This is a genomic window from Streptomyces sp. NBC_01298, from assembly GCF_035978755.1.
GTDB lineage: Bacteria > Actinomycetota > Actinomycetes > Streptomycetales > Streptomycetaceae > Streptomyces.
Genome location: NZ_CP108414.1, coordinates 7,814,389 through 7,838,021, shown reverse-complemented (window position 1 = coordinate 7,838,021; position 23,633 = coordinate 7,814,389). Strand labels below are relative to the sequence as shown.

The following is a 23,633-nucleotide window of genomic DNA, read 5'->3' as shown; positions in this document are numbered from 1 at the left end:
CGTAGAAGCCGGGCCCCACCTGCGGGAACCTCCTCGCCCGGATGGCCATGAACCTGCAACACGGCCGCAATGAAGGACGGTTCGCGCTCGCCGGGTGAGCAGAGCCTGCGGCGCAGAGCTCCGGCCGACGGAAAATCGATTGCCCCGTACCGGTCCGGAACGCGAACCTTGCACGGTTTGGAACTCTCGACCAGTCATGGGGCGTCATGCAGATCAGCGATCTTCCGTATCCGGACCCAGGGGTACCCGATGCTCGCTCCGGCCCCCGCTTCCTCTGGTGGCTGGGGCGGGGCCAACTCGGCGGACAGGCCAAAAGCCTGGGCTGGGGGCTGCTCCACTTCGGCGGCATCGCGGGGCTGCCGTACACCGTGGGCCTGGGCATCGACGCCGTCGTGGACGGCGACGGCCGCCGGCTGCTGTGGGTCGGCGGACTGATCGCGCTGCTCGGCGTCGCGATCTCGCTCGGCGACGCGATGCTGCACCGTACGGCCGTCACCAACTGGATCACCGCCGCCGCGCGGGTCCAGCAGCTGCTCGCCCGCAAGACCGCCGAGCTGGGCTCCGCCCTGACCCGGCGGGTAGCGGCGGGCGAGGTGGTGGCGGTGTCCACGGGCGACGTGGAGAAGATCGGCTGGTTCGTCGAGGCGGTCTCCCGCTTCCTGGCCGCCGCGCTGAGCCTGGTCATCGGCTGTGTCGTCCTGCTCTTCTACGCGCCGACGATCGGCGTGGTCGTGGCCGTCGGCATGCCGGTGCTCGCCCTGGCCGTCCTTCCCCTGCTGCCGCGCGCCACCCGGCGCGCGGACGTCCAGCGGGAGAAGGCGGGCAAGGCCACCGAGCTGGCCTCGGACACCGTGGCGGGGCTGCGGGTGCTGCGCGGCATCGGCGGCGAGGAACTGTTCCTCGGCCGCTATCGCGAGGCCTCGCAGCAGGTCCGCGAGGCCGCCGTGCACAGCGCCCGGATGTGGGCGCTGATCTCCGCGATCCAGGTGCTGCTGCCGGGCGGCCTGCTGGTCACGGTGGTCTGGTACGGATCCTCGCTCGTGCTGGACGGCCGGCTGGACGTCGGCGAACTCGTCGCCGCGTTCAGCGCGGTGGCGACCATGCTCTACCCGCTGCGGCACTTCGAGGAGATCGCGATGGCGTACTCCTTCTCCCGCCCCTCCGCCAAGCGGGCGGCGCGGGTGCTGTCGCTGACGCGGACCGGCGCGATGGCGGATGCCGGTGCGGAGGCGGAAGTCGGTGCGGAGGCGGAGGTCGGCGCGCAGTCCGTGGTCGCCGCCGAGCCGGCCGTCGCCACCGAGGTGCCGCGGGCCCCGGCCCCCGGCGCTGACCTGTACGACCCCGAGACCGGGCTGCTGGTCCCGGCGGGCCGGCTCACCGCCGTGGTGTGCGGGGACCCCGACCTGGCGGGCCGGCTCGCCGAGCGCCTGGGCGGGCACCCGATGGACGCCGCGACCGGGCCCTCCGTCCTGCTGGGCGGGGTCGCGCTGGACGAGCTCGCGCTCGCCACCGCGCGCGAGCTGGTCCTCGTACAGGACAAGGATCCGGTCCTGCTGTCCGGGACGCTGCGCGAGCTGTTCGACGTACCGGCGTCCGGTGCGGTCGCACCGCCGGCGGCGCTCGCGGCGGCCCAGTGCGCGGACGTACTGGACGCCCTCCTGCAGTCCGCCCCGGACGGGGTGGACGACCCGATGGACGCCAGGATCACCGAGCGCGGCCGCTCGCTCTCCGGCGGGCAGCGACAGCGGCTGGCGCTGGCGCGGTCCCTGGTGACCGACCCCGAGGTGCTGGTGCTGGACGAGCCGACCTCGGCGGTCGACTCGCACACCGAGGCCCGGATCGCGGACGGGATCTCCGCCCTGCGCTCCGGTCGCACGACGGTGGTGCTGGCGTCCTCGCCGCTGCTGCTGGACCGCGCCGACCTGGTCGTCCTGATCCACGGGGGCAAGGCGGCGGCGAGCGGCACGCACCGCGAGCTGCTGCACGGCGACCCCCGCTACCGGTCGGTCGTCACCCGCCAGACCGAGGAAGAACAGCGCACCGAGGAAGAACAGCGGCTCCCGCGGCTGGAATCCGTACTGACAGAGATCGAGGAATCCGCATGATCGGCGTGGCGCCGCCGGACTACGATCCGGCCGCCCCGGAAACGGCCGCGACCCTGCCCGTGGGCAGCTCCGCGACGGTACGGGACTACGTGCGCGGCCTGTTCCGCCGCCACCGGCGGGCCTTCCTGGTCCTGGTGGGGGTCAACACGGTCGCGGTGATCGCTTCCATGGTCGGCCCGTACCTGCTGGGCCAGGTCGTGGACCGGCTCTCGGAAGGGGCGCGCGACCTCCATCTGGGCCGGGTGGGGCTGCTGTTCGCCCTGGCGCTCGGGATCCAGACCGTGTTCGTGCGGCTGGTCCGGCTGCGCGGGGCGATGCTAGGCGAGGAGATGCTGGCCGACCTGCGCGAGGACTTCCTCGTGCGGTCGGTGGGCCTGCCGCCGGGCGTGCTGGAGCGCGCGGGAACCGGTGACCTGCTGTCGCGGATCACCACGGACATCGACCGGCTGGCCAACGCCATGCGCGAGGCCGTACCGCAGCTGGCCATCGGTGTGGTGTGGGCGAGCCTGCTCTACGGGGCGCTCGCCCTGACCGCGCCGCCGCTGGCGCTCGCCGCGCTGGTGGCGCTGCCGGTGCTGGTGATCGGCTGCCGCTGGTACTTCAAGCGGGCGCCCCGGGCCTACCGGTCCGAGGCGGCGGGGTACGCGGCGGTCGCGGCCGTGCTCACCGAGACGGTGGACGCGGGCCGCACCATCGAGGCGCACCGCCTGGGCGGGCGCCGGATCGAGCTGTCGGAGCGGCGGATCAAGGAGTGGACGGCGTGGGAGCGGTACACGCTGTTCCTGCGCACGGTCCTCTTCCCCGTCGTCAACGTCACCTACGTGACGATCCTCGGCTCCGTCCTGATGATCGGCGGGTACTGCGTGATCCAGGGCTGGATGTCGGTGGGGCAGCTGACCACGGGCGCCCTGCTCGCGCAGATGATGGTCGACCCGATCGGTCTGATCCTGCGCTGGTACGACGAGCTCCAGATCGCGCAGGTCTCGCTGGCCCGGCTGGTGGGCGTGCGGGAGATCGAGCCCGACGCGGGCGACGCCGGCGTCTCCCCCGACGGCCGGGACGTCCGGGCCGACCGGGTGCACTTCGGATACCGGGAGGGCGTCGACGTACTGCACCAGGTGTCGATGTCGGTGCCGCCGGGCACCCGGATGGCGCTGGTGGGGCCCTCGGGCGCGGGCAAGTCCACGCTGGGGCGGCTCCTGGCGGGCATCTACGCGCCGCGGACCGGTGAGATCACCCTCGGCGGGGCGCGACTGTCGCAGATGCCCGCGGAGCGGGTGCGCGAGCACGTGGCCCTGGTCAACCAGGAGCACCACGTGTTCGTGGGCTCCCTGCGGGACAACCTGCGGCTGGCTCGTACGGAGGCGGGTGACGCCGAGCTGTGGGCGGCGCTCGGCGCGGTCGACGCGGAGGGCTGGGCGCGGGCGCTGGACGCCGGTCTGGACACCGAGGTCGGCTCGGGCGCCTCGGCGCTGACCCCGGCGCAGGCGCAGCAGATCGCGCTGGCCCGGCTGGTGCTGGCCGATCCGCACACGCTGGTGCTGGACGAGGCCACCTCGCTGCTGGACCCGCGTGCGGCACGGCATTTGGAGCGCTCGCTGGCCCGGGTGCTGGACGGCCGGACGGTGATCGCGATCGCGCACCGGCTGCACACCGCGCACGACGCGGACGTGATCGCGGTGGTCGAGGGCGGCCGCATCACCGAGCTCGGCTCGCACGACGCCCTGGTCGAGGCCGACGGCGCGTACGCCGCTCTGTGGCGCTCCTGGCACGGCTGACCGGCGCCGGGCCGCCTGGCCCTGGACCCGCCTACGTGGTCCAGGGCCGGCGGACGGCCCCGCTGCGCGTGGTGAGGAACCGGACCTACTGGCCCCACGTGGGGCCTGCCGGGGGCTCCTGGCCGGGTCTATCCGACGCGGGACCCATCTGGGATATTGAAGGCCGGGTCGGACGGGGGGCGGACGGTGTTCACGGAACCCATGGCGCGAGCCGTTGTGGAACCAGCGGTACTCGAGCTGGTGCGGCGATACCCCCGGGGCAGGTCGTTCTCCACCACGGTCTCACTCGGCGGGGACGACTTCAGCATGTGCGCCCACGTGCGGGCGCAGTGGGCGGCACCCGGGCAGGTCAAGATCGCACTGTCCTGCTGGGTCGTCAACAAGGACACCGCGCGCTATCTGGGTGGCAGCCCGCCGGCCGTGGAGGAGATGCGCCTGCCGCCGGAAGGCACGGCGCATTGGGACGAGGAGCTGACCAGCCGGGTGATCGGCCACCTCGCGGCACGTATGAACGCTCTTTCCGCCACTGCGGCGACCAGCGACGGCCATCTCACCATCACCGTGCCTCTCGTCCTGACGTAGTCCGGTGACCGGAACGGGATCGGCCGGCGGCCCGGCGAGCGGGCCCGCCTGTCAGAAGAAGCCGAGGGCCGAGGCTCCGCCCACTCCGCCGAGGAGCATGAAGACGGGCATGAGGACCTTCAGCTCCACCCAGCTGCCGGCACGGAAGCGCATCATCTTCGGCGGGCCGATCGGGTACCAGCGCTTGCCCCCGATGGGCAGGGGCCACAGGATCGGGCAGCCGGAGACGGTCAGGGCGTCGCCGATGTCGTGGACCAGTGCGCCGAGCACGATCGGGATGCCGAGCCACAGGTATTCCTGGCCGGGGGCGGTGAAGAGCCAGTCGGAGCCGTTGCCGGGCTGGTCGAGCACGCCGGCCAGTATCCAGGCGCTGGTCGCGCCGAGCAGCCAGACCAGGATGTCGCTGGACATGCGGGCGGCCCGCCACAGCAGGCCTTCGACGGCGAGGACCAGGTGGACGAAGAGGAGGGCGAGGACGCCCCACCGGTCCGCGGTGACGGCGATCGCGGAGGAACCGGCGCCGATCAGGACGGCCCAGACCCAGGTGTGGGTCAGGGTGCGGTGACCTCCGGTGCGGCGGGCGTCGCGCGGCGAGCGGGTCGCCTTGTAGACCCCGTAGGAGATCTTGTCGACCACCTCGCACAGGACCCGGGAGAGCGGGCCGAAGGCGCGGGAGATCGTCGCCGACTTGTGGTCCAGGTCGGGGGCGAGGGCCGCTCCGGCGCAGATGAGCGCGCCGACGACGAGGACGGGCCAGGGCATCGGGTGCCCGGCGGCCGCAGCCGCGGCGCCCACCCCCAGCCAGGCCGCCGCCCCGGACAGTGAGTGCGCCGGACCCATCATGGTCGTTCCCCGCCCCGGTGGTGTGCTGGTCGGACCCTGTTGACGGTGTCGTTCGGGCCGCATCGACGGCACAGCGTACCGCCGATGATCTTCCTTCTGTCCTCCGGTTCCCTGATCCGGGGCGAAGCCAGGCAAGATGGGGGGTGTGACCCTCATTGATCAGCTCCCGCCGAACGCCGACCCCGACGCCCTCTTCGAGGCTTTCTCCTCGTGGGCGGAGAACCAGGGCATCACCCTGTACCCGGCTCAGGAGGAAGCGCTGATGGAGGTGGTCACCGGCGCGAACGTGATCCTTTCCACCCCGACCGGCTCCGGCAAGAGCCTGGTGGCGGCCGGCGCGCACTTCACGGCCCTGGCGCAGGACAAGGTCACCTTCTACACCGCGCCGATCAAGGCGCTGGTCTCGGAGAAGTTCTTCGACCTGTGCAAGCTCTTCGGCACCGAGAACGTCGGCATGCTGACCGGCGACGCATCGGTGAACTCGGACGCCCCGGTGATCTGCTGCACCGCAGAGGTGCTGGCCTCGATCGCGCTGCGCGACGGCAAGTACGCCGACATCGGCCAGGTCGTGATGGACGAGTTCCACTTCTACGCTGAGCCGGACCGCGGCTGGGCCTGGCAGATCCCGATCCTGGAGCTGCCGCAGGCGCAGTTCATCCTGATGTCGGCGACGCTCGGCGACATGAAGCGGTTCGAGGAGGACCTGACCCGGCGCACCGGCCGGCCCACCTCGATGGTGCGCTCCGCGACCCGGCCCGTTCCGCTGTCGTACGAGTACGTCACCACGCCGATCACCGACACCATCACCGAGCTGCTGGAGACCCGGCAGGCGCCGGTCTACATCGTGCACTTCACCCAGGCCCAGGCGGTCGAGCGGGCGCAGTCGCTGATGAGCATCAACATGTGCACCCGCGAGGAGAAGGACAAGATCGCCGAGCTGATCGGCAACTTCCGCTTCACCACCAAGTTCGGCCAGAACCTCTCCCGTTACGTCCGCCACGGCATCGGCGTGCACCACGCGGGCATGCTGCCCAAGTACCGCCGCCTGGTGGAGAAGCTGGCCCAGGCCGGTCTGCTGAAGGTCATCTGCGGCACCGACACCCTCGGCGTCGGCGTCAACGTCCCGATCCGCACCGTGCTGTTCACGGCGCTGACCAAGTACGACGGCACCCGGGTCCGCACGCTGCGCGCCCGCGAGTTCCACCAGATCGCCGGCCGCGCCGGCCGGGCCGGCTTCGACACCGCCGGCTACGTGGTCGCCCAGGCGCCCGAGCACGTCATCGAGAACGAGAAGGCCCTCGCCAAGGCCGGCGACGACCCGAAGAAGCGCCGCAAGGTGGTCCGCAAGAAGGCCCCCGAGGGCTTCGTGGCCTGGTCGGACATCACCTTCGAGAAGCTCATCGGCGCCGACCCGGAGGCGCTGACCTCGCGCTTCAAGGTCACCAACATCATGCTCCTGTCGGTCATCGCCCGGCCCGGCGACGCCTTCAAGGCGATGCGCCACCTGCTGGAGGACAACCACGAGCCGCGCAAGGCCCAGCTGCGCCACATCCGCCGGGCCATCGCCATCTACCGCTCGCTGCTGGACGGCGGTGTCGTCGAGAAGCTCGACACCCCGGACGCCGAGGGCCGCACGATCCGGCTGACCGTCGACCTCCAGCAGGACTTCGCGCTGAACCAGCCGCTGTCCACCTTCGCGCTGGCCTCCTTCGACCTGCTGGACCCGGAGTCCCCTTCCTACGCGCTGGACATGGTCTCGGTGGTGGAGTCCACGCTGGACGACCCGCGCCAGATCCTCGCGGCCCAGCAGAACAAGGAACGCGGCATGGCCGTGGGCGCGATGAAGGCCGACGGGGTCGAGTACGAGGAGCGGATGGAGCGGCTCCAGGAGATCACCTATCCCAAGCCCCTCGAAGAGCTCCTCCTGCACGCGTACGACGTGTACAGCAAGAGCCACCCGTGGGTCCGTGACCACCCGGTCTCGCCGAAGTCGATCATCCGCGACATGTACGAGCGCGCGATGACCTTCACCGAGTTCACCTCGTACTACGAGCTGGCGCGCACCGAGGGCATCGTGCTGCGCTACCTGGCCGGCGCCTTCAAGGCGCTGGACCACACCATCCCCGACGACCTCAAGTCCGAGGACCTCCAGGACCTGATCGAGTGGCTCGGCGAGCTGGTCCGCCAGGTCGACTCCAGCCTGCTCGACGAGTGGGAGCAACTGGCGAACCCGGAGGTGGAGACGGCGGAGCAGGCCCAGGAGAAGGCCGACCAGGTCAAGCCGGTCACCGCGAACGCCCGCGCCTTCCGCGTCCTGGTCCGCAACGCCATGTTCCGCCGGGTGGAGCTGGCGGCCCTGGACCACGTCAACGTCCTGGGCGAGCTGGACGGCGACTCCGGCTGGGACGCCGACGCCTGGGGCGAGGCCATGGACGGCTACTGGGACGAGTACGACGACCTGGGCACGGGTCCCGACGCGCGCGGCCCCAAGCTGCTCCAGATCGAGGAGGACGCGGCGCACGGCCTGTGGCGCGTCCGCCAGACCTTCGCCGACCCGAACGGGGACCATGGCTGGGGCATCAGCGCCGAGGTGGACCTCGCCGCCTCCGACGAGGAGGGCCGCGCGGTCCTGCGCGTCACCTCGGTCGGCGAACTCGGACAGCTCTGACCCCCCTCCGGTTCCGCCCGGGCGGGCACCCCACCCGCCACCGAACCCCGACCCGCAACCGACCGGCGCCGCCGCGGCGGCCGGGCCCGACAGTGGAGATCCTCTGATGACGAACCCCGCCGAGAGGCTGGTCGATCTGCTCGACCTGGAGCAGATCGAGGTCAACATCTTCCGGGGCGCCAGCCCCCAGGAGTCCCTCCAGCGCGTCTTCGGCGGCCAGGTCGCCGGCCAGGCGCTGGTGGCGGCGGGCCGCACCACGGAGGGCGACCGGCCCGTCCACTCCCTCCACTCGTACTTCCTGCGCCCCGGCATCCCCGGAGTGCCGATCGTGTACCAGGTGGAGCGGGTGCGCGACGGGCGCTCCTTCACCACCCGCCGGGTCACCGCGGTCCAGCAGGGCAAGACCATCTTCAATCTGACCGCCTCCTTCCATCAGCCGGAGGAGGGCAGCATCGAGCACCAGCTGCCTCCCCGCCTCGACTTCCCGCACCCGGACACGCTCCCGAAGGTCGTGGACGAGATCCGCGAGCACTTGGGCACGCTGCCGGAGGCGCTGGAACGGATGGCCCGCCGCCAGCCCTTCGACATCCGCTACGTGGACCGGCTCCGCTGGACCCCCGAGGAGCTCAAGGACGCCGATCCGCGCAGCGCGGTGTGGATGCGCGCCGTCGGCCCGCTGGGCGACGACCCGCTCGTGCACACCTGCGCCCTCACCTACGCCAGTGACATGACCCTCCTCGACGCCGTGCGCATCCCCGTGGAGCCCCTGTGGGGCATGCGCGGTTTCGACATGGCCTCCCTGGACCACGCCATGTGGTTCCACCGGCCGTTCCGGGCGGACGAGTGGTTCCTGTACGACCAGGAGTCGCCCATCGCGCACGGCGGCCGGGGCCTGGCACGCGGCCGCATCTACGACCTCGAAGGCAAGCTGCTGGTGTCGGTGGTCCAGGAAGGTCTCTTCCGCCCGTACGGCGCCAAGGCCTCCAAGCCGGCCGTTTCCCCGCAGTAGTCCCTCACCTCCCCGAAGAACTGAGTGCTTCCATGCCCAGCCCGGCTCCCGCTCCAGCCGTTCCCTGCCCCTGCGGGCTGCCCGCCGCCTACCCGGAGTGCTGCGGCCGCTTCCACTCCGGCGAGCGGCAGGCGCCCACCGCCGAGCTGCTGATGCGCTCCCGGTTCAGCGCCTTCGCCGTCGGCGACACCGCCTATCTCCTGCGCTCCTGGCACCCGTCCACCCGGCCGGGCGTGCTCGACCTGGATCCCGGGCAGCGCTGGGAACGGCTGGAGATCCTGGCCACCGAGCGCGGCGGGATGTTCGAGACGGAGGGCTCGGTGGAGTTCCGGGCCCACTACCGCGAGGGCCGGCACACCGGCTCGCTGCACGAACACAGTTCCTTCGCCCGGGAGAACGGGGCCTGGGTCTACGTCGGCCCCCTCTCCCCCGTCGACTTCGACTGACCCCTCGCTCCGGTCAGGGCGAAGTCGAGGCTGGTGCGGTACCACCCGATCTCGTCCGGTGGCCCGGCCCTCAGCAGCCGGGCCGCCACCTCGGCGGCCGCCGGGACCTGCGGGTGCCCGTAGGGCGGGGGCGGGGCCAGCGCGCAGAGCAGGATCCGCTCCGCGGGGTCGGGCACGGTCGCGCGCACGTCGTCCCCGGGCAGCACGGAGGCCAGTACGGCGGCCCGCTCCCAGGGGTCGGCGGTCCGTCTCAGCAACAGCCCGACGTGCCGCTCGCGCCACTTCCGGGGGCGCAGGTCGGCCCTGGCCGCCATCAGCTCCCGGTCCGCCGGGGGCGCGCTCCCCGTCAGCATCGCGGGCTCGCGGGCCGCGAAGTCCCGTAGCTCCGCGGTCAGATAGAGCCACACCACCGCCCGGTAGCGGTTGATCCGATATCCCACCGGGGTGAGGTGTCCGCAGCGGGCGAGCCGGGTGAACCGGCTCGGGCCGACCCCCAGGACGGCCGCCGCGGCCTCCGCTCCCGCGACCGTCTCCACGCGCTCGATCAGCGTCTGCGGGAACCCCTCGGCCGACCGGACCCGGTCGAGCTCGGTCCGGGTGTACCGAGCCGCTCCGGCGACCCCTGGGGGGCCGGCCCGTACGAGGCCCAGCTGCACGGCGCGGGCGAACTCGACTCGGGTCAGACCCAGTTCCCCCGCGGCGCGCCCGCCGCCCAGCAGTCCGGCGACCTCGCCGCACTCCGCCACCACGGACTCCGCCGTCGCCGTCGCCTCCGTCGCCTCCGTCGCCGCCGTCGTAGCCGTCGTAGCCGTCGTCCACGGCGCCTGAACCGTCTGTGTCATCGCGCTCTCCCCACCAGAGTGATTACTGTGTGTGAAGAACGTAACTCAGAGCTACGACACCCCGCAGGGGCTGTGGACAACCCGGAAAGGCCGAACCCGCCGCCCGCCTTGGCCGTCCACCTCAGCCGCCGGTGATCCGCCGCTCCGCGACCCCGAGGTGCTCCCCCACCCGGTTCACCAGCAGCGTCATCTCGTACGCCACGTGCCCGATATCGGCCTCGGAGGCGCTCAGCACGCACAGGCAACTGCCCGCGCCCGCCGCCATGACGAAGAGGACCCCGTCGTCGTACTCGACCATCGTCTGGCGGACCTCACCCGCCCGGAAGTGCCGCCCCGAGCCCTTCGCCAGGCTCTGCAGCCCCGCCGCGACGGCCGCCAGGTGCTCCGCGTCCTCCCGTGCCAGCCCCGCGCTCGCGCCCGTCACCAGGCCGTCGTTGGAGAGCACCACGGCGTGCCGCACCTGCTGCACCCGCCGCGTCAAGTCGTCCAGCAGCCAGTCCAGCTGCTTGTCCAGCGCCATATACAGTCCCTCCCCGTCGACGCGGCCGGTCCGGCCGCGCCCCACCCCGCATGGTCGTGCCGCCAGCCTTCCCCACCAGGGGCTTTCCGGCAAGGAGGATGGGCCCATGGTGAAGAAGATGACTCAAGAGGAATGGCGGGAGTTCGTCTCCCACTCCACCCGCACCGGAAAGCTGTCCACCGTCCGCGAGGACGGAAGCCCGCACATCGCTCCCATCTGGTTCGTTCTCGACGGCGACTCCTTCGTGTTCAACACCGGGAAGGACACCGTCAAGGGGCGCAATCTGGCCCGCGACGGCCGCGTCGCCCTCTGCGTGGACGACGACCGGCCGCCCTTCTCCTACGTCGTCCTCCAGGGCCGGGCGGAGATCAGCGAGGACCTGGACGCGATGCTCCCCTGGTCGACCCGGATCGGCGCCCGCTACATGGGAGCGGAGCACGGCGAGGCCTTCGGCCGCCGCAACGCGGTCCCCGGCGAGCTCCTCGTGCGCGTCCGCATCGACAAGGTGATCTCGGCCGCCGGCGTGGCCGACTGACGTTCCGCCGTCTGCACACAGACCCATAGCCGCAACACCCCTTCACCGCGGGCCGGTTCACACCGAGTCGGCCCGCGGCTCCACCGACTCCAGCAGCCGCGCCGTGTGCACCCGCCCCGCGTACTCCACGAGCCGGATCAGCACTTCCTTCCCCGAGTCCTTGTCCCGCGCGTCGCACAGCACCACCGGCGTCCCCTGATCCAGGTCCAGCGCCCGCGCGACCTCGTTCGAGGCGTACCGCCGCGCGTTGGCCCAGCAATTGACGGCCACGACGAACGGGATCTTGCGGTGCTCGAAGTAGTCCACCGCGGGGAAGCAGTCCTCCAGCCGTCGCGTGTCGGCGAGGACCACCGCGCCCAGCGCGCCCTGTGACAGCTCGTCCCACAGGAACCAGAACCGGTCCTGCCCCGGGGTCCCGAACAGGTAGAGCGACAGCCCCGACCTGATCGTGATCCGCCCGAAGTCCATGGCCACGGTGGTCGTCGTCTTCTGGTCGACCCCTCCCGTGTCGTCGACCAGCTCCCCGGCCTCGCTGAGCAGTTCCTCGGTCCGCAGCGGCCGGATCTCGCTGACGGCGCCGACGAGGGTCGTCTTCCCGACTCCGAAGCCGCCCGCCACGAGTATCTTCAGGGCGAGCGCGGCCAGTTCCTCGCCGCCTTCGGCGGCCGGCGCCGGCCCGTTGTCGTGCAGTCCCATCACAGCGCTCGCAATCCCTCGATGACTTCACGCAGAATCCGCTCGTCCGGCAGCTGTGCGGGCGGCACCGGCCGGCTGACCTTGACGTGCCCGGCCTCCAGCAGGTCCCCGAGCAGCACGCGCACCACGCCCACGGGCAGGTCCGCGTCCGCCGCGAGTTCGGCCACCGACTGGGTCTCGTCCCGGCACAGGCCGAGGAGCGCCCGGTGCTCCGGGCCCAGCAGCGACTCGGCAGCCTCGTCCGTTCCCGCCGGGTCCACGGCGACCAGCGCGATCAGGTCGAACCGGACCCCGTGGGGTCCCGGCTTCGTGCGCCCGCCCGTCATGGCGTACGGACGGACGAGCGGGCCCGCGTCGGCGTCGTACCACCGGCCGTTCGTGCTCAAGGCCGCCGCCCTCAACCGGCGGCCGGCGGCCGCGCCGCGAACCGGGCCGGGGTGTACAGGTGCTCGCCGACCCGCTTGACCAGCCTGGCCATCTCGTAGGCGATCAGCCCCATGTCGGCGCCGGCCCCGCTGAGCACGGCCAGGCAGGAGCCGTCTCCGGCGGCCGCCACGAAGAGGTAGCCCTCGTCCATCTCCACCATCGTCTGGCGCACGCCTCCGGCGTGGAAGTGCCGGCCCGCGCCCTTGGCCAGGCTGTGGAAGCCGGAGGCCACTGCCGCCAGGTGCTCGGCGTCCTCCCGGCTGAGCGCGCTGGAGGCACCCACCGCCAGGCCGTCGTTGGACAGGACCACGGCGTGCCGGACCTCGCGCACCCGGACCACGAGGTCGTCCAGGAGCCAGTCGAGTTCGCCCGACCTGCGGACGCCGTCGAGGTCGATCCTCTGATGTTCGATCATCATCGTGCTCCTTCACCTTCGCCAGTACTGCCTGTGCCGCCCGTACCGCCCGCGGACCCCGCGGCGCCTTCGCCGCCCGGACCGTCCGCGCGGGACTCGCCGCTCGCCTGCGTGCCCCGCACCCAGCCGGCCCGGTACGCCGCCATCCGCTCGCGCGCCTGCTCGGGGCTCCGGCCGGGCGGCCCCTCCGCCCCCCGGACACCGGCCGGGGCCTTGGGAGCGGGAGCCTCGCGCAGCTGTGGGACGAGGCTTGCCTGCCGGACCCGGCGCGGCAGTTCGGTGACCGAGGCGGCCGGGCCCGGGGATGCCGACGGGCCCGAGGGCGCCGCCGTGACCGCCGGGGCGGGCGCGACCGCCGTGGCGGGCGTACGGGGGGCCGCCCCCGCGGAGCCGCGCGGCCGCAGCGGGGCCACCGGGGAAGGCCGCGGTTCCTCCCGTACGGGGCTCCGGTCCGGGACCGGCACCCCGCGCGCGTCGTCCCGTACGACGCTGATGACCTGGGACGTCTCCCGGAACCGCTCCCGTACCGGCTCGGTGACCGGCTCCGGAGCCGGGGTCGGGGCCGGAGCGGCGGTGCGCTCCTCCTCGGGCTGTGGGGAGGCGGCCGTCAGGGCGCCCTGGAGCAGGGAGTTGGGGAGGAGTACCACGGCGGTGGTGCCGCCGTACGGTGACATGCGCAGGTGCACCTTCACACCGTGGCGGGCCGAGAGGCGGCTGACCACGAAGAGCCCGAGCCGGTCGCTGTCGAAGAGGTCCAGGGCCTCGGACTGCTCGATGCGCCGGTTGGCCTCCTGGAGGGATTCGCGGCCCATGCCGAGCCCCCGGTCCTCGACCTCCAGGACGTAGCCGGCGCCGACGGGTTCTCCGCTGACCCGGACCTTGGTGTGGGGCGGGGAGAACTGGGTGGCGTTCTCGATGAGTTCGGCCAGCAGGTGGGTGAGGTCGGCGACCGCTCCGCCGACGACGGCCGCCTCGGCGAGCTGGCGGACCTCGACGCGCGGGTAGTCCTCGATCTCGGAGACGGCGGCCCGTACGACGTTCGTCAGCGGGATCGGCATCCGCCAGGCGCGCCCGGGAGCGGCTCCCGACAGGATGATCAGGCTTTCCGCGTGCCGCCGCATCCGGGTGGTGAGGTGGTCCAGCCGGAAGAGGTCGCCGAGCTCGTTCGGGTCGTCGGCGCGCCGCTCCATCGAGTCGAGCAGGGTGAGCTGCTTGTGCACCAGGACCTGGCTGCGCCGGGCGAGGTTGACGAAGACCCCGCTCACGCCGCTGGCCAGTTCGGCGCGTTCGACGGCGGCGCTGAGGGCGGCCCGGTGGACCGTGTCCAGGGCCTCGCCGACCTGGGCGATCTCGTCGTCGGCGGCCGGTCCCCGCGGGGTTTCGGCAGCCACGTCGATGTCCTGTCCGGCCCGCAACCGGTCCATGGCCTGCGGGAGTTTGCGGTGCGCGATCTCCAGCGCGGTGTTGCGCAGCGAGACCAGTTCGACGACGAGGGCCCGGCCGATGCGGACCGAGATGACGAGCGAGGCGGCCACGGCGGCCAGGCCCAGGAGGACGGCCGCTCCGGCGGGACTCAGCGCGCCCGCGCCGAACGGGTCGCCGCGGTCCGCGGAGGCGGCGTGGGCGGCGTCCCCGATCTCCCGCATCGAACCGGCGACCGAGGTGTACGCGGCCTCCCAGCCGGCGGGCGGGCCGGCGGTCCCGGCACCGGCCGCGGCGGCCAGCGCCCGGTCCTCGGCACCGGTGAGGTCGGCGTAGGCGGCGCTCTTGGCCACGGACTGCCAGGCGTCCTGCTGTGCGGCGGGCAGGTCCCGGGCGGCGGAGGCGGTCAGGGCCCGCCGGGTCTCGACCGCGCCGGTCAGGCGGCGAAGCGTTTCGGCGGTGCGCGGCCCCGGCGCCGTCAGCAGGGCGTCCTCCCGCGACAGTTGCTCCGCGGCCCGCGCGAATTCCAGCAGGATCCTGGCGTCGACGCCCAGTTCGGCGTCCTGGCCTCCTCCGGAGAGGGCTCCGCCGACCTCCAGCGCCGCGTCGATCACCCGGCTGTACGTCTCGTACGCCGCTTCCGGGGTCGCCCGGTGGTCGGCGACGTCCTTGCGGACCGGGCCCAGTCCCTCGGCGCCGGCGACGAAGGCGCGCATCCGGATCACGATGTCGGTGCGGTAGTCGCCGGAGTCGGCCACGGTGTTGCGGTCGCCGAGCCGCAGGGCCCGTAGCGAGCCGTCGGTCCGGCGCGCCTGTTCCTCCAGGGCGGCGGCCTGACCGGGGGCCTGTGCGGCGGCCGCCTGACCGCCGGTGGGATCGGCCAGCAACCGTACGGCCGTGCGCCGTTCGGCCTGCAACGCGGTGATGGCGGCCTCGACCGGTGCCCGTAGCTCCCGGTCGACGCGCTGGACCCGGCCGAGGCGGGCGACGTCCTGGGCCGCGTCGACGGTGGCGAAGGCCCAGAGGGCGAGGAGCGAAACCACCGGCACCATCAGCAGCGAGACGATCTTCGCCCGGACGGTGGCGGGACGCAGGCGGAGCCGCGGACCGCCGCCACCGCCCCCGGCGGCGCCGGATATCGCCGCGAGCGCGTCGGACGCCGCGCGCTCCGCCGGCTCCTCGGCGGGCGGTCCGGCGTGCGCCCGGCGGCCCGGACCCTTGCCGCGGCCACCCGCCGGCGCGGGCGCGGGCGGCCGCGACGCCGCTGCTTCCGGTGTTCTGCGGGGTCTGCGCATGGGCTCCTCGTTCCGGGCGGTGCGTACGTACGTGACGGTCGCGGGGGCGGTGGTGCGGCGCGGCGGCGCCTGGGGTGGCCGCGCCTCAGCCGGTGGGCGCGGGGGCGGCGGCAGCGGCGGCCCGCTCTTTCAGGCGCAGGTCGGCGGAGGCCGCCGCCGAGGCCTCCCGCTCGTCGGCGGTCGGTGAGAGAGCGACGAACGCGGAGGTGATGAAGAGGTAGGAGCCGAGGCCGACGGCGAGCGGGAAGATGAACTGCATGGCGGTGGCGCCCGGCAGGGCCGCGTCCGAGGGGGTGACCTCGACGGCGACGGCGAGCATGCCGGTGTAGTGCATGCTGCTGACGGCGGCGCCCATGACGAGCGAGGCGACGGCCACGGCCACCGGGGACTTGATGTTGAGGGCCGCCCAGAGGGCTGCCGTGGCCGCGACGACGGCGATGGCCACGGAGAGCCCGACGGTGAGCGGCGCGTAGGAGACCGAGCCGTGCAGGCGCAGGGCCGCCATGCCGAGGTAGTGCATGCTGGCGACGCCGAGGCCGGTGGTGAGGCCGCCGACGACGAGGGACCGGCCGCGGTCCTTCCCGTAGCCGACGGCGAAGACCCCGGCGCCGACGACGATCATCGCGACGAGGAGGCTGAGGATGGTCAGCGGCACGTTGTAGCGGATCTCGGTCCCGGTGACGTGGAAGCCGAGCATGGCGACGAAGTGCATCGTCCAGATCCCCGTGCCGATGGCCGAGGCCGCCGTGAGGAGCCAGTTGCGGCGGGAGGCTCCGGTCGTCGCGGCGAGCGCGCGAACGGTGCAGCGCAGGCCGAGGGCGGCGCCGATCGAAGCCATCACGTATGACAGCGCGGGGGTAAGCCAGCCGTAGGCGGCGTGGTCCAGGTGTCCCATGGCCACGGAAGCTAGTCCGGGTGAGGGAGCGAACACGGGCCGCATTTCGAAAGCCACTGGAACTGCTGGAATATGACAGAGATACGTTCATCTTCGATCACGCCACGTACCACCTTGCACACGTTCCGCAGGCAAGTGCCGGAGCGTCGGTGAGGGATCATGGGCACATGAGCGAAGACCGCACACAGGACCACACCCGGAACGGGTCGCAGGACCGGGCTCAGGGCCCCGCTCCGGACCCGGCTCAGGATCGGACTCAGGACCCTGCTCGGGACCGGCCCCGGGATCAGACGCGGGACCGCGGCCACGTCCAGGAGTTCTTCGGGGCGCGCGCCGCCGCCTGGGACCGCAAGTTCCCCGGGGACGGGCCCGCCTTCGCGACCGCCGTGGGTGAGTTCGGACTGCGTCCCGGGGACCGTGTGCTCGACGCGGGCTGCGGCACCGGGCGGGCACTGACCGCGCTCCGCGCGGCCGTCGGTCCGTCGGGAACGGTGCTCGGCGCCGATGTCACCCCGCAGATGCTCGCCGCCGCGCGCGAGGCCGGCCGGGACGCGGAGGGCTCCCTGCTGCTGGCGGACGTGGCCCTGCTGCCGTTGCGCGACGGGGTGCTGGACGCCGTGTTCGCCGCCGGCCTCGTCGCCCATCTTCCCGACCCCGGGGCCAACTTGCGCGAGCTCGCCCGGGTCGTCCGCCCGGGCGGCCGGCTCGCACTATTCCACCCGATCGGCCGGGCCGCCCTCGCGGCGCGCCACGGCCGCGAGCTGACCCCGGACGACATGCGTGCCGAGCACAACCTGGGCCCGCTGCTCGCCGGTTCGGGCTGGCAGCTGACCTCGTACGCCGACGAGGACACCCGCTTCCTCGCGCTGGCGGTCCGTACGCCCTGAGCGGCGCGGCACGACTCCCGAGCACCGGGGCACGCCGCCGCCGGTGCGCCGAACCGTGTCCGTGCCGGGGCGGCCGGCCCTCCGTGCAGGTGGCGGGCTCGGAAATCGGCTCCCGTCAGCTCTCGACGCGGTGGTTACTCGCTGGTTAGGGTGCGCCGACGAGAGAACGACCGGGAGGCCACGTGTCCGAAGAGGAGGACGGCGGTTCGCTGTACGTGCTGACCGCCGTGCTGCTGACCGCCGCGCAGTTCCCGAGCATCCTGGGTGACGACTACCCCGAGGCCTGCTCGCTGCTGGGCGTGTCGCCGACGGCCGCCGGGTACGGCCTGGTGCTGGGACAGGACGAGGAGGGCGCGCGCTGGACGGTCGTGGTCGACGACGTCTCGCTCGTGGCCGTGGCCATCGCCTCGTGGGACTGCGGGATGGAATACGACCTGTCCCCCGACGAACGGTCCATCGTGGTCTCGCTGGCGGGCTGGCCGCTGGACCTCTCGGTGGCCACGGCCGGGATACCCGATCCACACGACCCCGAGCAGGGCGCGGACGGCACGGGGCGGGTGCCGCTGGCCCCGCCGTCGGCCGAGGCCTGGGGTCCGGTGCAGCGGCGCATGGGAGCCGACCAGATCGCCCGGGAGTGGACCGACTGGAGCGAGCGCGTGGCGACGGACGGCGGGGCCGCGGCGGCCGCGCACCCGGGGCTGGCGCGGGCCCTGGAGGAGGCCCTGGGGTACACGCAGAGCCCGCCGCCACCCGGCAGGGTGCGGTCGGCCTTCGCGGGCGACGAGGCGCGGACGCTGCGCGTCGACGGGCCGGGGTGGTCGCTGGTGGCCCGTACGGACGGGGCCGCCTTCGTCCTGCTCGACGAAGAGCCGAGCGAGGTGCTGGCCGTACCGCACGAGGCCCACGGAGAGCTTCCGGAGCTGTCGGAGCTGCTGGCGGCGCTGGACCGGGTCGCCGTGCGGCCTGCTTGAGCGGGGTCTGCTCGCGCGGGTGAGCGCTTGCGGTGCTGGGCTGGGCTGGAGGGGGAGGAAACGCTGATGGATCCCGTGGAAGTGGTCCCGTTGGAACTGGTCCCGGTGGGCACGGTGGTGGGTGGTCGTGTAGAGGTCGTCGACGACGACTGGGGGCGGGAGGTCGCGGTGATCCGCCTGGACCGGGAGCGGTTCGGTCCGGAAGCCCTCTACGGACTGGAGGACTTCTCGCACGTCGAGGTGGTCTTCCACTTCGACCGGGTGCCCGAGGACAGGATCGAGACGGGTGCGCGGCGCCCCCGGGGCAATCCCGACTGGCCGCTCGTCGGCATCTTCGCCCAGCGCGGCAAGAACCGGCCCAACCGGCTGGGGCTCTCGCGCTGTCGCGTCCTGAAGGTGGACGTACGGGCGGCGGACGGCCCGGAGTTGCACGTGGAGGGCCTGGACGCGGTCGCGGGCACGCCGGTGCTCGACCTCAAGCCGTACATGACGGAATTCGGCCCGCGCGGCGAACACCGCCAGCCGGAGTGGGCGACGGAGCTGATGCGCGACTACTACTGAGTCGCGCGGGGCGGGGCGGGGCGGGGCGCCGAGTGTAGGCTCCGGGATTCCCTGAGCACGCGCGGCAGGTCGGTACGTCGGCAGGTCGGTACGTCGGCAGGTCGGTACGTCGGCAGGTCCGCAGACCGTAGTGGGGCGCTCGAGGAACAGGGCCGGGCTTGGGACGAGCCGACAGGAGTGCGGCATGACCGTGGTGACTCGCTTGGTCACTTACACCGATCTGGACGCCGGCCATACGGACGCTCGGCAGTTGGCCGTGTCGGCACGGCTGGAGGCCGTACTCGCCGACGGCCGCAACGTGGTGTTGCTCGACGATCGCGGCTGGAGCACCTCCGGTCCGGCAGGCATCCCCGCGTGCACCTCCGCCGAGGACATCGCGGAGACGGCCCGGACGGTGGTCGGTCCGGACGAGCCCTTCGGCGACAGGACACGGGACCAGATGGCGGCCGGGCACTGGGGCTACCTGGCCGGCGTCCTGGGGCAGCACGGGGTGGACGTGCCCGCGCGCGAGCTGGAGCGGCTGCCCCATGACGTGGTGCTCAGCGAGCGTCTCCGAGCGTGGATCGGCTGAGACACCCGCCGATACCGACCGATACCGACGGAGACCGGCCGCGACCAACTAGGACCGGCCGAGAGGGACCGCCCGGTCCATGGTGTGGCCGGGCCGGGCCCCTGGCCCGGTGGGTCAGACCCGTTCGAGCGGGATGTGAGGGGTCGGGGGGAGCGTGACCTCGATGGTGTCGCCGGGGTGGATGGTGCCGCCCCGGTGGACCACGCCCATGATTCCGGCCTTGCGGAGCAGGTTGCCCTCGTCGTCCCTGCTCACCACCTGCTTGAGCAGCCCGTGCTGGAAGTTGTCGATCTGCAGGCACGGGTTGCGCAGCCCGGTGACCTCGACCACCGCGTCCGCACCGAGGCGCAGCAAGGTGCCGGTCGGCAGGGCGAGCAGGTCTATGCCCGCGGTGGTGACGTTCTCCCCGAGCTGGCCCGGTTCGACCTGGTGGCCGGCCTCGGCCACCTCCTCGAAGAGCTCCCGGTGGATCAGGTGCACCTGACGGAGGTTCGGCTGCGTGGGGTCCTGGGCCACACGCGAACGGTGCTTGACCGTGACTCCCGCATGGACGTCTCCCTCGACCCCGAGCCCTTCGAGGAGCGTGATGCTCTCGCGCGTGGGCTTGGTGAACGAATAGACCCCGTTGCTGCTGACCGCCGCGACCTGCGCCGCGCCGGTCGTAATCCCCGTCCTCATGGTTGACCCCCCTGCCGCCGTCAGCGGCCGATCTGTTTCCTGGATATACCCCGCAGCCTACGACGCTGGGAGGAGTCCAACAGCAGGTAGGCGGCTACGGGGACGCCGATCAGGACCAGCAACCCGGCCCAGAAGCCGACCGCCCAGAACAGCACGATGGCTGCCACCACACCGGCAACCGCGATCTTTCCGCTCGTGGACATCTGCGGCACCCTCTTTCTCCGTCGGCCACTACCCCACACAACGCGTGCTCCCACCCCCGCGTTCCCGCCCCACCGTCCCGCTCTCACTTTTCCGTCCCGGCTTCCCGGCCCCGCAGTATCGCGTCCCCGTCCCCGTCCCCGTCCCCGTCCTCTCGCTCGCTGCTCGCTGCCCCCTGCCCCCCGCTCCCCGCTTCCCGCTCGCACGGACGGAGAAAGGACGTGACCCGGGTCACGGTGTCGCCACGGGCCGGGGCGGCCGCGGGTGGGTTACTCTCGGCCACCCCGTATTCGGTAGTCAAGTTTGAGGAATGTGTGCTCCCGACGATCTCCGGTCTCATCCCTTGCTCCGCCGTCTTCCTCCCCGCCGAGCCGGCCCGCGACGGCCGCATCGCCTTCTGGCCGCCGGACCCGGACGAGGTCCTCCACCTCGAAGGCCGGGGCACCACCGAGCAGCTCACCGTCGTCACGCCCGACCTGCGGCACACCAGCGTCACCGCCCTCGTCCTGCCCCTCGCCGAAGCCCTGCCCCTGCTCACCCGGGTCCGGTCCGCCGCATCGGCCGGGGCCGCTCCCTTCTGGGGCGCCGCGGCCCTGCTGGCCCTGCGCCTCGCCGCCCGAGGGCTGCTGCTGCCCGGCCTGAGCCCCGCCGGGTACGACGCCTGGCGGCTCGGGCCGCTGGAAGCCGCCGATCTGGAGGAGGTCCGGGAGCTGGCGGCGGCGATGCCGCCCGCCGCGCACTGCGTACCGGTCGGCCCAGGCGCCGGCTCCGACACCGACACCGACACCGACACCGACACCGACGGCAACGACCGGGCCGGTGGAGGCACCGCCGCACCCCCGCGGCTGCCCGCTCCGGAGCCGCTGCTGCGCGCCTTCCTCGACGCCGTCGCCGACACCCTGCCCCGCTCCCCCGCCGCGCCCGCCGCCGCCGGCGGATCCGCCTACGCCGCCCGCCCGGCCCGGCTCCACCCCGAACTGCGCGACTGGGCCGCGGAGGTCGCGGCCGGGCACGACGCCGGGGTCCGCGTCTCGCTCCGCATCGAGGTGGACCCGGACGCCCAGCCCCCCGCCTTCCGTGCCGTCCTGCAGATGCACGGCCTCGCCGACGCCACCCTCGTCGCGGACGCCGCAGACGTCTGGGCCGGCTCCGGACCCGCCGCGGCGGCCTTCCCGCCCCGTGCCCGCCTGGACGCGCTCCGGGCCCTGCGCCGCGCCGCCCGGCTGTGGCCGCCGCTCGCGCCCCTGCTCGGCGCCGCCGTCCCCGACGCCGTGGACCTCGCCGACGAGGAGGTCGTGGAGCTGCTCGGGGAGGCCGCCGGAGCCCTGGCGGCCGACGGGGTGCAGGTGCACTGGCCGCGCGGGCTCGCCCGTACGCTCACCGCGCGGGCCGTCGTGGGCAGGCCCGCCACCGGCTCCGGCCCGCCGGGCCTGTCCGGGCCGCCCTCCGCCACCTCGGCGCACCCCGTCGGCTGGCGCTACGGCCTGGGCGGCCGGGGCGATCTGACCGCCGATGAGCTGGACCGGCTAGCCGAGGCGAAGCGGCCCCTGGTCCGGCTGCGCGACCAGTGGGTCCTGATCGATCCGGCCGCGGCCCGCCGGACCCGTGCCCTCGCCCGCCAGCTCCGCGAGGTGACGGCCGCCGACGCGCTGGCGGCCGTACTGACCGGCTCCGCGGAGCTCGACGGCACGCGGTACGACGTAGAGGCCACCGGTCCGCTGGAACGGCTCCGCACGCTCCTCACCACCGACCCCGAGCAGGCGGGTCCCGGGCCCGGCGACCCGGGGCCTTCCGAGGCGCGGGCCGACGTACAAGCTCCGGCCGCCCTCCGCGCGACCCTGCGCGACTACCAGCTCCGCGGCCTGCGCTGGCTCGCCCGCCTCACCGGGCTGGGCTTCGGCGCCTGCCTCGCCGACGACATGGGCCTCGGCAAGACGGTCACGCTGATCGCCCTGCACCTACACCGCCAGGAGCACGGGCACGAGGGACCGACGCTCGTGGTCTGCCCGGCCTCGCTGCTGGGCAACTGGCAGCGGGAGATCGAGAGGTTCGCCCCCGGTACGCCGGTGCAACGCTTCCACGGCGCCGGCCGCGAGCTCGACGGGGTGACCGGCCAAGGCGTAGGAGGGGTCGGGGGATTCGTCCTCACCACCTACGGCACCATGCGCCTGGACGCGCCCCGACTCGCCGCCGTGCGCTGGGGCATGGTCGTCGCCGACGAGGCCCAGCACGTCAAGAACCCGCGCTCCTCGACCGCCAAGGCCCTGCGCACCATCCCCTCGGCCGCCCGCGTGGCCCTCACCGGTACCCCGGTCGAGAACAACCTGTCCGAGCTGTGGGCCGTCCTCGACTGGACCACGCCCGGCCTCCTCGGCCGCCTCGGCACCTTCCGCACGCGGTACGCCGATCCGGTCGAGAGCGGCCGCGACCCGCGGGCGGCGGCCCGGCTCGGGGCGCTCGTCAGGCCGTTCCTGCTCCGCCGCAAGAAGTCCGACCCGGGGATCGCGCCCGAACTGCCGCCCAAGACCGAGACCGACCACGCCGTGCCCCTGACCCGCGAACAGGCCGGGCTGTACGAGGCGGTCGTGCGCGAGACCCTCGCGGCGATCGCCGGGGCGAACGGCATGGAGCGCCGCGGACTCGTCGTCAAACTGCTGACCTCGCTCAAGCAGATCTGCAACCACCCCGCCCAGTACACGAAAGAGCCTTATACGAAGGAGCAGTACGGCCCCAAGAAGTCCACCGGGACGGGCTCCGGCAAGCTGGAGCTCCTCGACGAGCTGCTCGACACGATCCTGGCCGAGGGCGGCTCGGTTCTGGTCTTCACCCAGTACGTGACGATGGCCCGCATCATCGAACGCCATCTGACCGCGCGCGGCGTCGCGTCCCAACTGCTGTACGGGGGGACGCCCGTGCCGCGTCGCGAGGAGCTCGTGGACCGGTTCCAGGCGGGCGAGGTGCCCGTGTTCCTGCTCTCCCTCAAGGCGGCCGGCACCGGCCTCAACCTGACCCGGGCCGGGCACGTCATCCACTACGACCGCTGGTGGAACCCGGCCGTCGAGGAACAGGCCACCGACCGCGCCTACCGCATCGGCCAGACCCAGCCCGTCCAGGTCCACCGGATCATCGCCGAAGGCACCGTCGAGGACCGCATCGCCGAACTCCTCGCACGCAAAAGGGCGCTGGCCGACGCCGTGCTCGCGGGCGGCGAGGCCGCGCTGACCGAACTGAGCGACGCGGAGCTGGCCGAACTCGTCGCCCTCCGCCCGACCGCCTCCGGGGAGTGA

22 protein-coding genes are annotated in these 23,633 nt (G+C 73.1%); 12 read left to right on the top strand and 10 right to left on the bottom strand.

From position 1 onward, the window contains the following. Positions 1–206: 206 nt before the first annotated feature. The 3 genes from OG730_RS35845 (at position 207) to OG730_RS35835 (ending at position 4,465) form a co-directional block, all read left to right on the top strand. On the top strand, positions 207–2,105 hold the full coding sequence (locus OG730_RS35845; RefSeq protein ID WP_327308143.1) for an ABC transporter transmembrane domain-containing protein: 1,899 nt from the start codon (positions 207–209) through the stop codon (positions 2,103–2,105). Beyond that, positions 2,102–3,883 (top strand): ABC transporter ATP-binding protein, encoded by a 1,782-nt coding sequence (locus OG730_RS35840; RefSeq protein WP_327308142.1) that lies wholly within the window; start codon positions 2,102–2,104, stop codon positions 3,881–3,883. Before OG730_RS35845 ends, OG730_RS35840 begins: the two co-directional genes overlap by 4 nt. 240 nt (positions 3,884–4,123) lie before the next feature. Then, positions 4,124–4,465 carry a hypothetical protein gene (locus OG730_RS35835; protein WP_327308141.1) on the top strand — a complete coding sequence of 114 codons (342 nt, stop codon included), beginning with the start codon at positions 4,124–4,126 and terminating at the stop codon, positions 4,463–4,465. A gap of 51 nt (positions 4,466–4,516) precedes the next feature. Here the strand turns inward: OG730_RS35835 and OG730_RS35830 are convergent, their stop codons facing one another. Continuing rightward, positions 4,517–5,308, bottom strand: coding sequence for a metal-dependent hydrolase (locus OG730_RS35830; RefSeq protein ID WP_327308140.1), 792 nt, complete (start codon positions 5,306–5,308; stop codon positions 4,517–4,519). Between the two features lie 145 nt (positions 5,309–5,453). Here OG730_RS35830 and OG730_RS35825 point away from each other — a divergent pair, with 145 nt between their 5' ends. The 3 genes from OG730_RS35825 to OG730_RS35815 all read left to right on the top strand — a co-directional run bounded on the left by OG730_RS35825 (position 5,454) and on the right by OG730_RS35815 (position 9,431). Next, complete coding sequence (locus OG730_RS35825; RefSeq protein ID WP_327308139.1) at positions 5,454–7,976, top strand: DEAD/DEAH box helicase; 2,523 nt, start codon at positions 5,454–5,456, stop codon at positions 7,974–7,976. 106 nt (positions 7,977–8,082) lie between these two features. Then, complete coding sequence (locus OG730_RS35820; RefSeq protein ID WP_250745037.1) at positions 8,083–8,985, top strand: acyl-CoA thioesterase; 903 nt, start codon at positions 8,083–8,085, stop codon at positions 8,983–8,985. A gap of 32 nt (positions 8,986–9,017) precedes the next feature. Beyond that, the gene (locus OG730_RS35815) at positions 9,018–9,431 is read left to right on the top strand and encodes a YchJ family protein (protein WP_327308138.1); all 414 of its coding nucleotides are present in this window, start codon (positions 9,018–9,020) and stop codon (positions 9,429–9,431) included. On the opposite strand, the gene OG730_RS35810 is transcribed toward OG730_RS35815, so the two are convergent. Both OG730_RS35810 and OG730_RS35805 read right to left on the bottom strand, forming a co-directional pair. Further along, positions 9,395–10,273, bottom strand: a complete 879-nt coding sequence (locus OG730_RS35810) for a DUF6397 family protein (protein WP_327308137.1) — start codon at positions 10,271–10,273, stop codon at positions 9,395–9,397. The two genes, OG730_RS35815 and OG730_RS35810, sit on opposite strands and share 37 nt — an antisense overlap. Positions 10,274–10,394: 121 nt before the next feature. After that, positions 10,395–10,793, bottom strand: a complete 399-nt coding sequence (locus OG730_RS35805) for a roadblock/LC7 domain-containing protein (protein WP_243340556.1) — start codon at positions 10,791–10,793, stop codon at positions 10,395–10,397. Positions 10,794–10,899: 106 nt separating this feature from the next. Here OG730_RS35805 and OG730_RS35800 point away from each other — a divergent pair, with 106 nt between their 5' ends. After that, complete coding sequence (locus tag OG730_RS35800; protein WP_266875986.1) at positions 10,900–11,328, top strand: PPOX class F420-dependent oxidoreductase; 429 nt, start codon at positions 10,900–10,902, stop codon at positions 11,326–11,328. Between the two features lie 57 nt (positions 11,329–11,385). Here the strand turns inward: OG730_RS35800 and OG730_RS35795 are convergent, their stop codons facing one another. From OG730_RS35795 to OG730_RS35775, 5 genes are all read right to left on the bottom strand, one after another. Next, positions 11,386–12,024, bottom strand: coding sequence for a GTP-binding protein (locus OG730_RS35795; protein ID WP_327308136.1), 639 nt, complete (start codon positions 12,022–12,024; stop codon positions 11,386–11,388). Beyond that, on the bottom strand, positions 12,024–12,410 hold the full coding sequence (locus tag OG730_RS35790) for a DUF742 domain-containing protein (protein WP_274547500.1): 387 nt from the start codon (positions 12,408–12,410) through the stop codon (positions 12,024–12,026). The genes OG730_RS35795 and OG730_RS35790 overlap by 1 nt, the downstream gene beginning before the upstream one ends. 11 nt (positions 12,411–12,421) lie before the next feature. Further along, positions 12,422–12,865, bottom strand: a complete 444-nt coding sequence (locus OG730_RS35785) for a roadblock/LC7 domain-containing protein (protein WP_112449851.1) — start codon at positions 12,863–12,865, stop codon at positions 12,422–12,424. Further along, positions 12,865–15,582, bottom strand: coding sequence for a sensor histidine kinase (locus tag OG730_RS35780; RefSeq protein WP_327308135.1), 2,718 nt, complete (start codon positions 15,580–15,582; stop codon positions 12,865–12,867). The genes OG730_RS35785 and OG730_RS35780 overlap by 1 nt, the downstream gene beginning before the upstream one ends. A gap of 85 nt (positions 15,583–15,667) precedes the next feature. After that, on the bottom strand, positions 15,668–16,477 hold the full coding sequence (locus tag OG730_RS35775) for an MHYT domain-containing protein (protein ID WP_327308134.1): 810 nt from the start codon (positions 16,475–16,477) through the stop codon (positions 15,668–15,670). Positions 16,478–16,644: 167 nt separating this feature from the next. Here OG730_RS35775 and OG730_RS35770 point away from each other — a divergent pair, with 167 nt between their 5' ends. The 4 genes from OG730_RS35770 (at position 16,645) to OG730_RS35755 (ending at position 19,467) form a co-directional block, all read left to right on the top strand. Next, positions 16,645–17,364 (top strand): class I SAM-dependent methyltransferase, encoded by a 720-nt coding sequence (locus tag OG730_RS35770; protein ID WP_327308133.1) that lies wholly within the window; start codon positions 16,645–16,647, stop codon positions 17,362–17,364. 182 nt (positions 17,365–17,546) lie between these two features. Continuing rightward, positions 17,547–18,335, top strand: a complete 789-nt coding sequence (locus OG730_RS35765; protein ID WP_327308132.1) for a hypothetical protein — start codon at positions 17,547–17,549, stop codon at positions 18,333–18,335. A gap of 66 nt (positions 18,336–18,401) precedes the next feature. Continuing rightward, complete coding sequence (locus OG730_RS35760) at positions 18,402–18,896, top strand: SAM-dependent methyltransferase (RefSeq protein ID WP_327308131.1); 495 nt, start codon at positions 18,402–18,404, stop codon at positions 18,894–18,896. Positions 18,897–19,080: 184 nt separating this feature from the next. Further along, positions 19,081–19,467 (top strand): hypothetical protein, encoded by a 387-nt coding sequence (locus OG730_RS35755; protein ID WP_327308130.1) that lies wholly within the window; start codon positions 19,081–19,083, stop codon positions 19,465–19,467. A 114-nt stretch (positions 19,468–19,581) separates the two neighbouring features. Here the strand turns inward: OG730_RS35755 and OG730_RS35750 are convergent, their stop codons facing one another. Both OG730_RS35750 and OG730_RS35745 read right to left on the bottom strand, forming a co-directional pair. Further along, positions 19,582–20,145, bottom strand: a complete 564-nt coding sequence (locus OG730_RS35750; RefSeq protein ID WP_327308129.1) for an MOSC domain-containing protein — start codon at positions 20,143–20,145, stop codon at positions 19,582–19,584. Positions 20,146–20,165: 20 nt separating this feature from the next. Continuing rightward, the gene (locus OG730_RS35745) at positions 20,166–20,348 is read right to left on the bottom strand and encodes a tail-anchor membrane protein (RefSeq protein ID WP_266875995.1); all 183 of its coding nucleotides are present in this window, start codon (positions 20,346–20,348) and stop codon (positions 20,166–20,168) included. 312 nt (positions 20,349–20,660) lie between these two features. On the opposite strand from OG730_RS35745, the gene OG730_RS35740 reads away from it, so the two are divergent. Further along, positions 20,661–23,633 (top strand): SCO1167/SCO6262 family helicase, encoded by a 2,973-nt coding sequence (locus tag OG730_RS35740; protein ID WP_327308128.1) that lies wholly within the window; start codon positions 20,661–20,663, stop codon positions 23,631–23,633.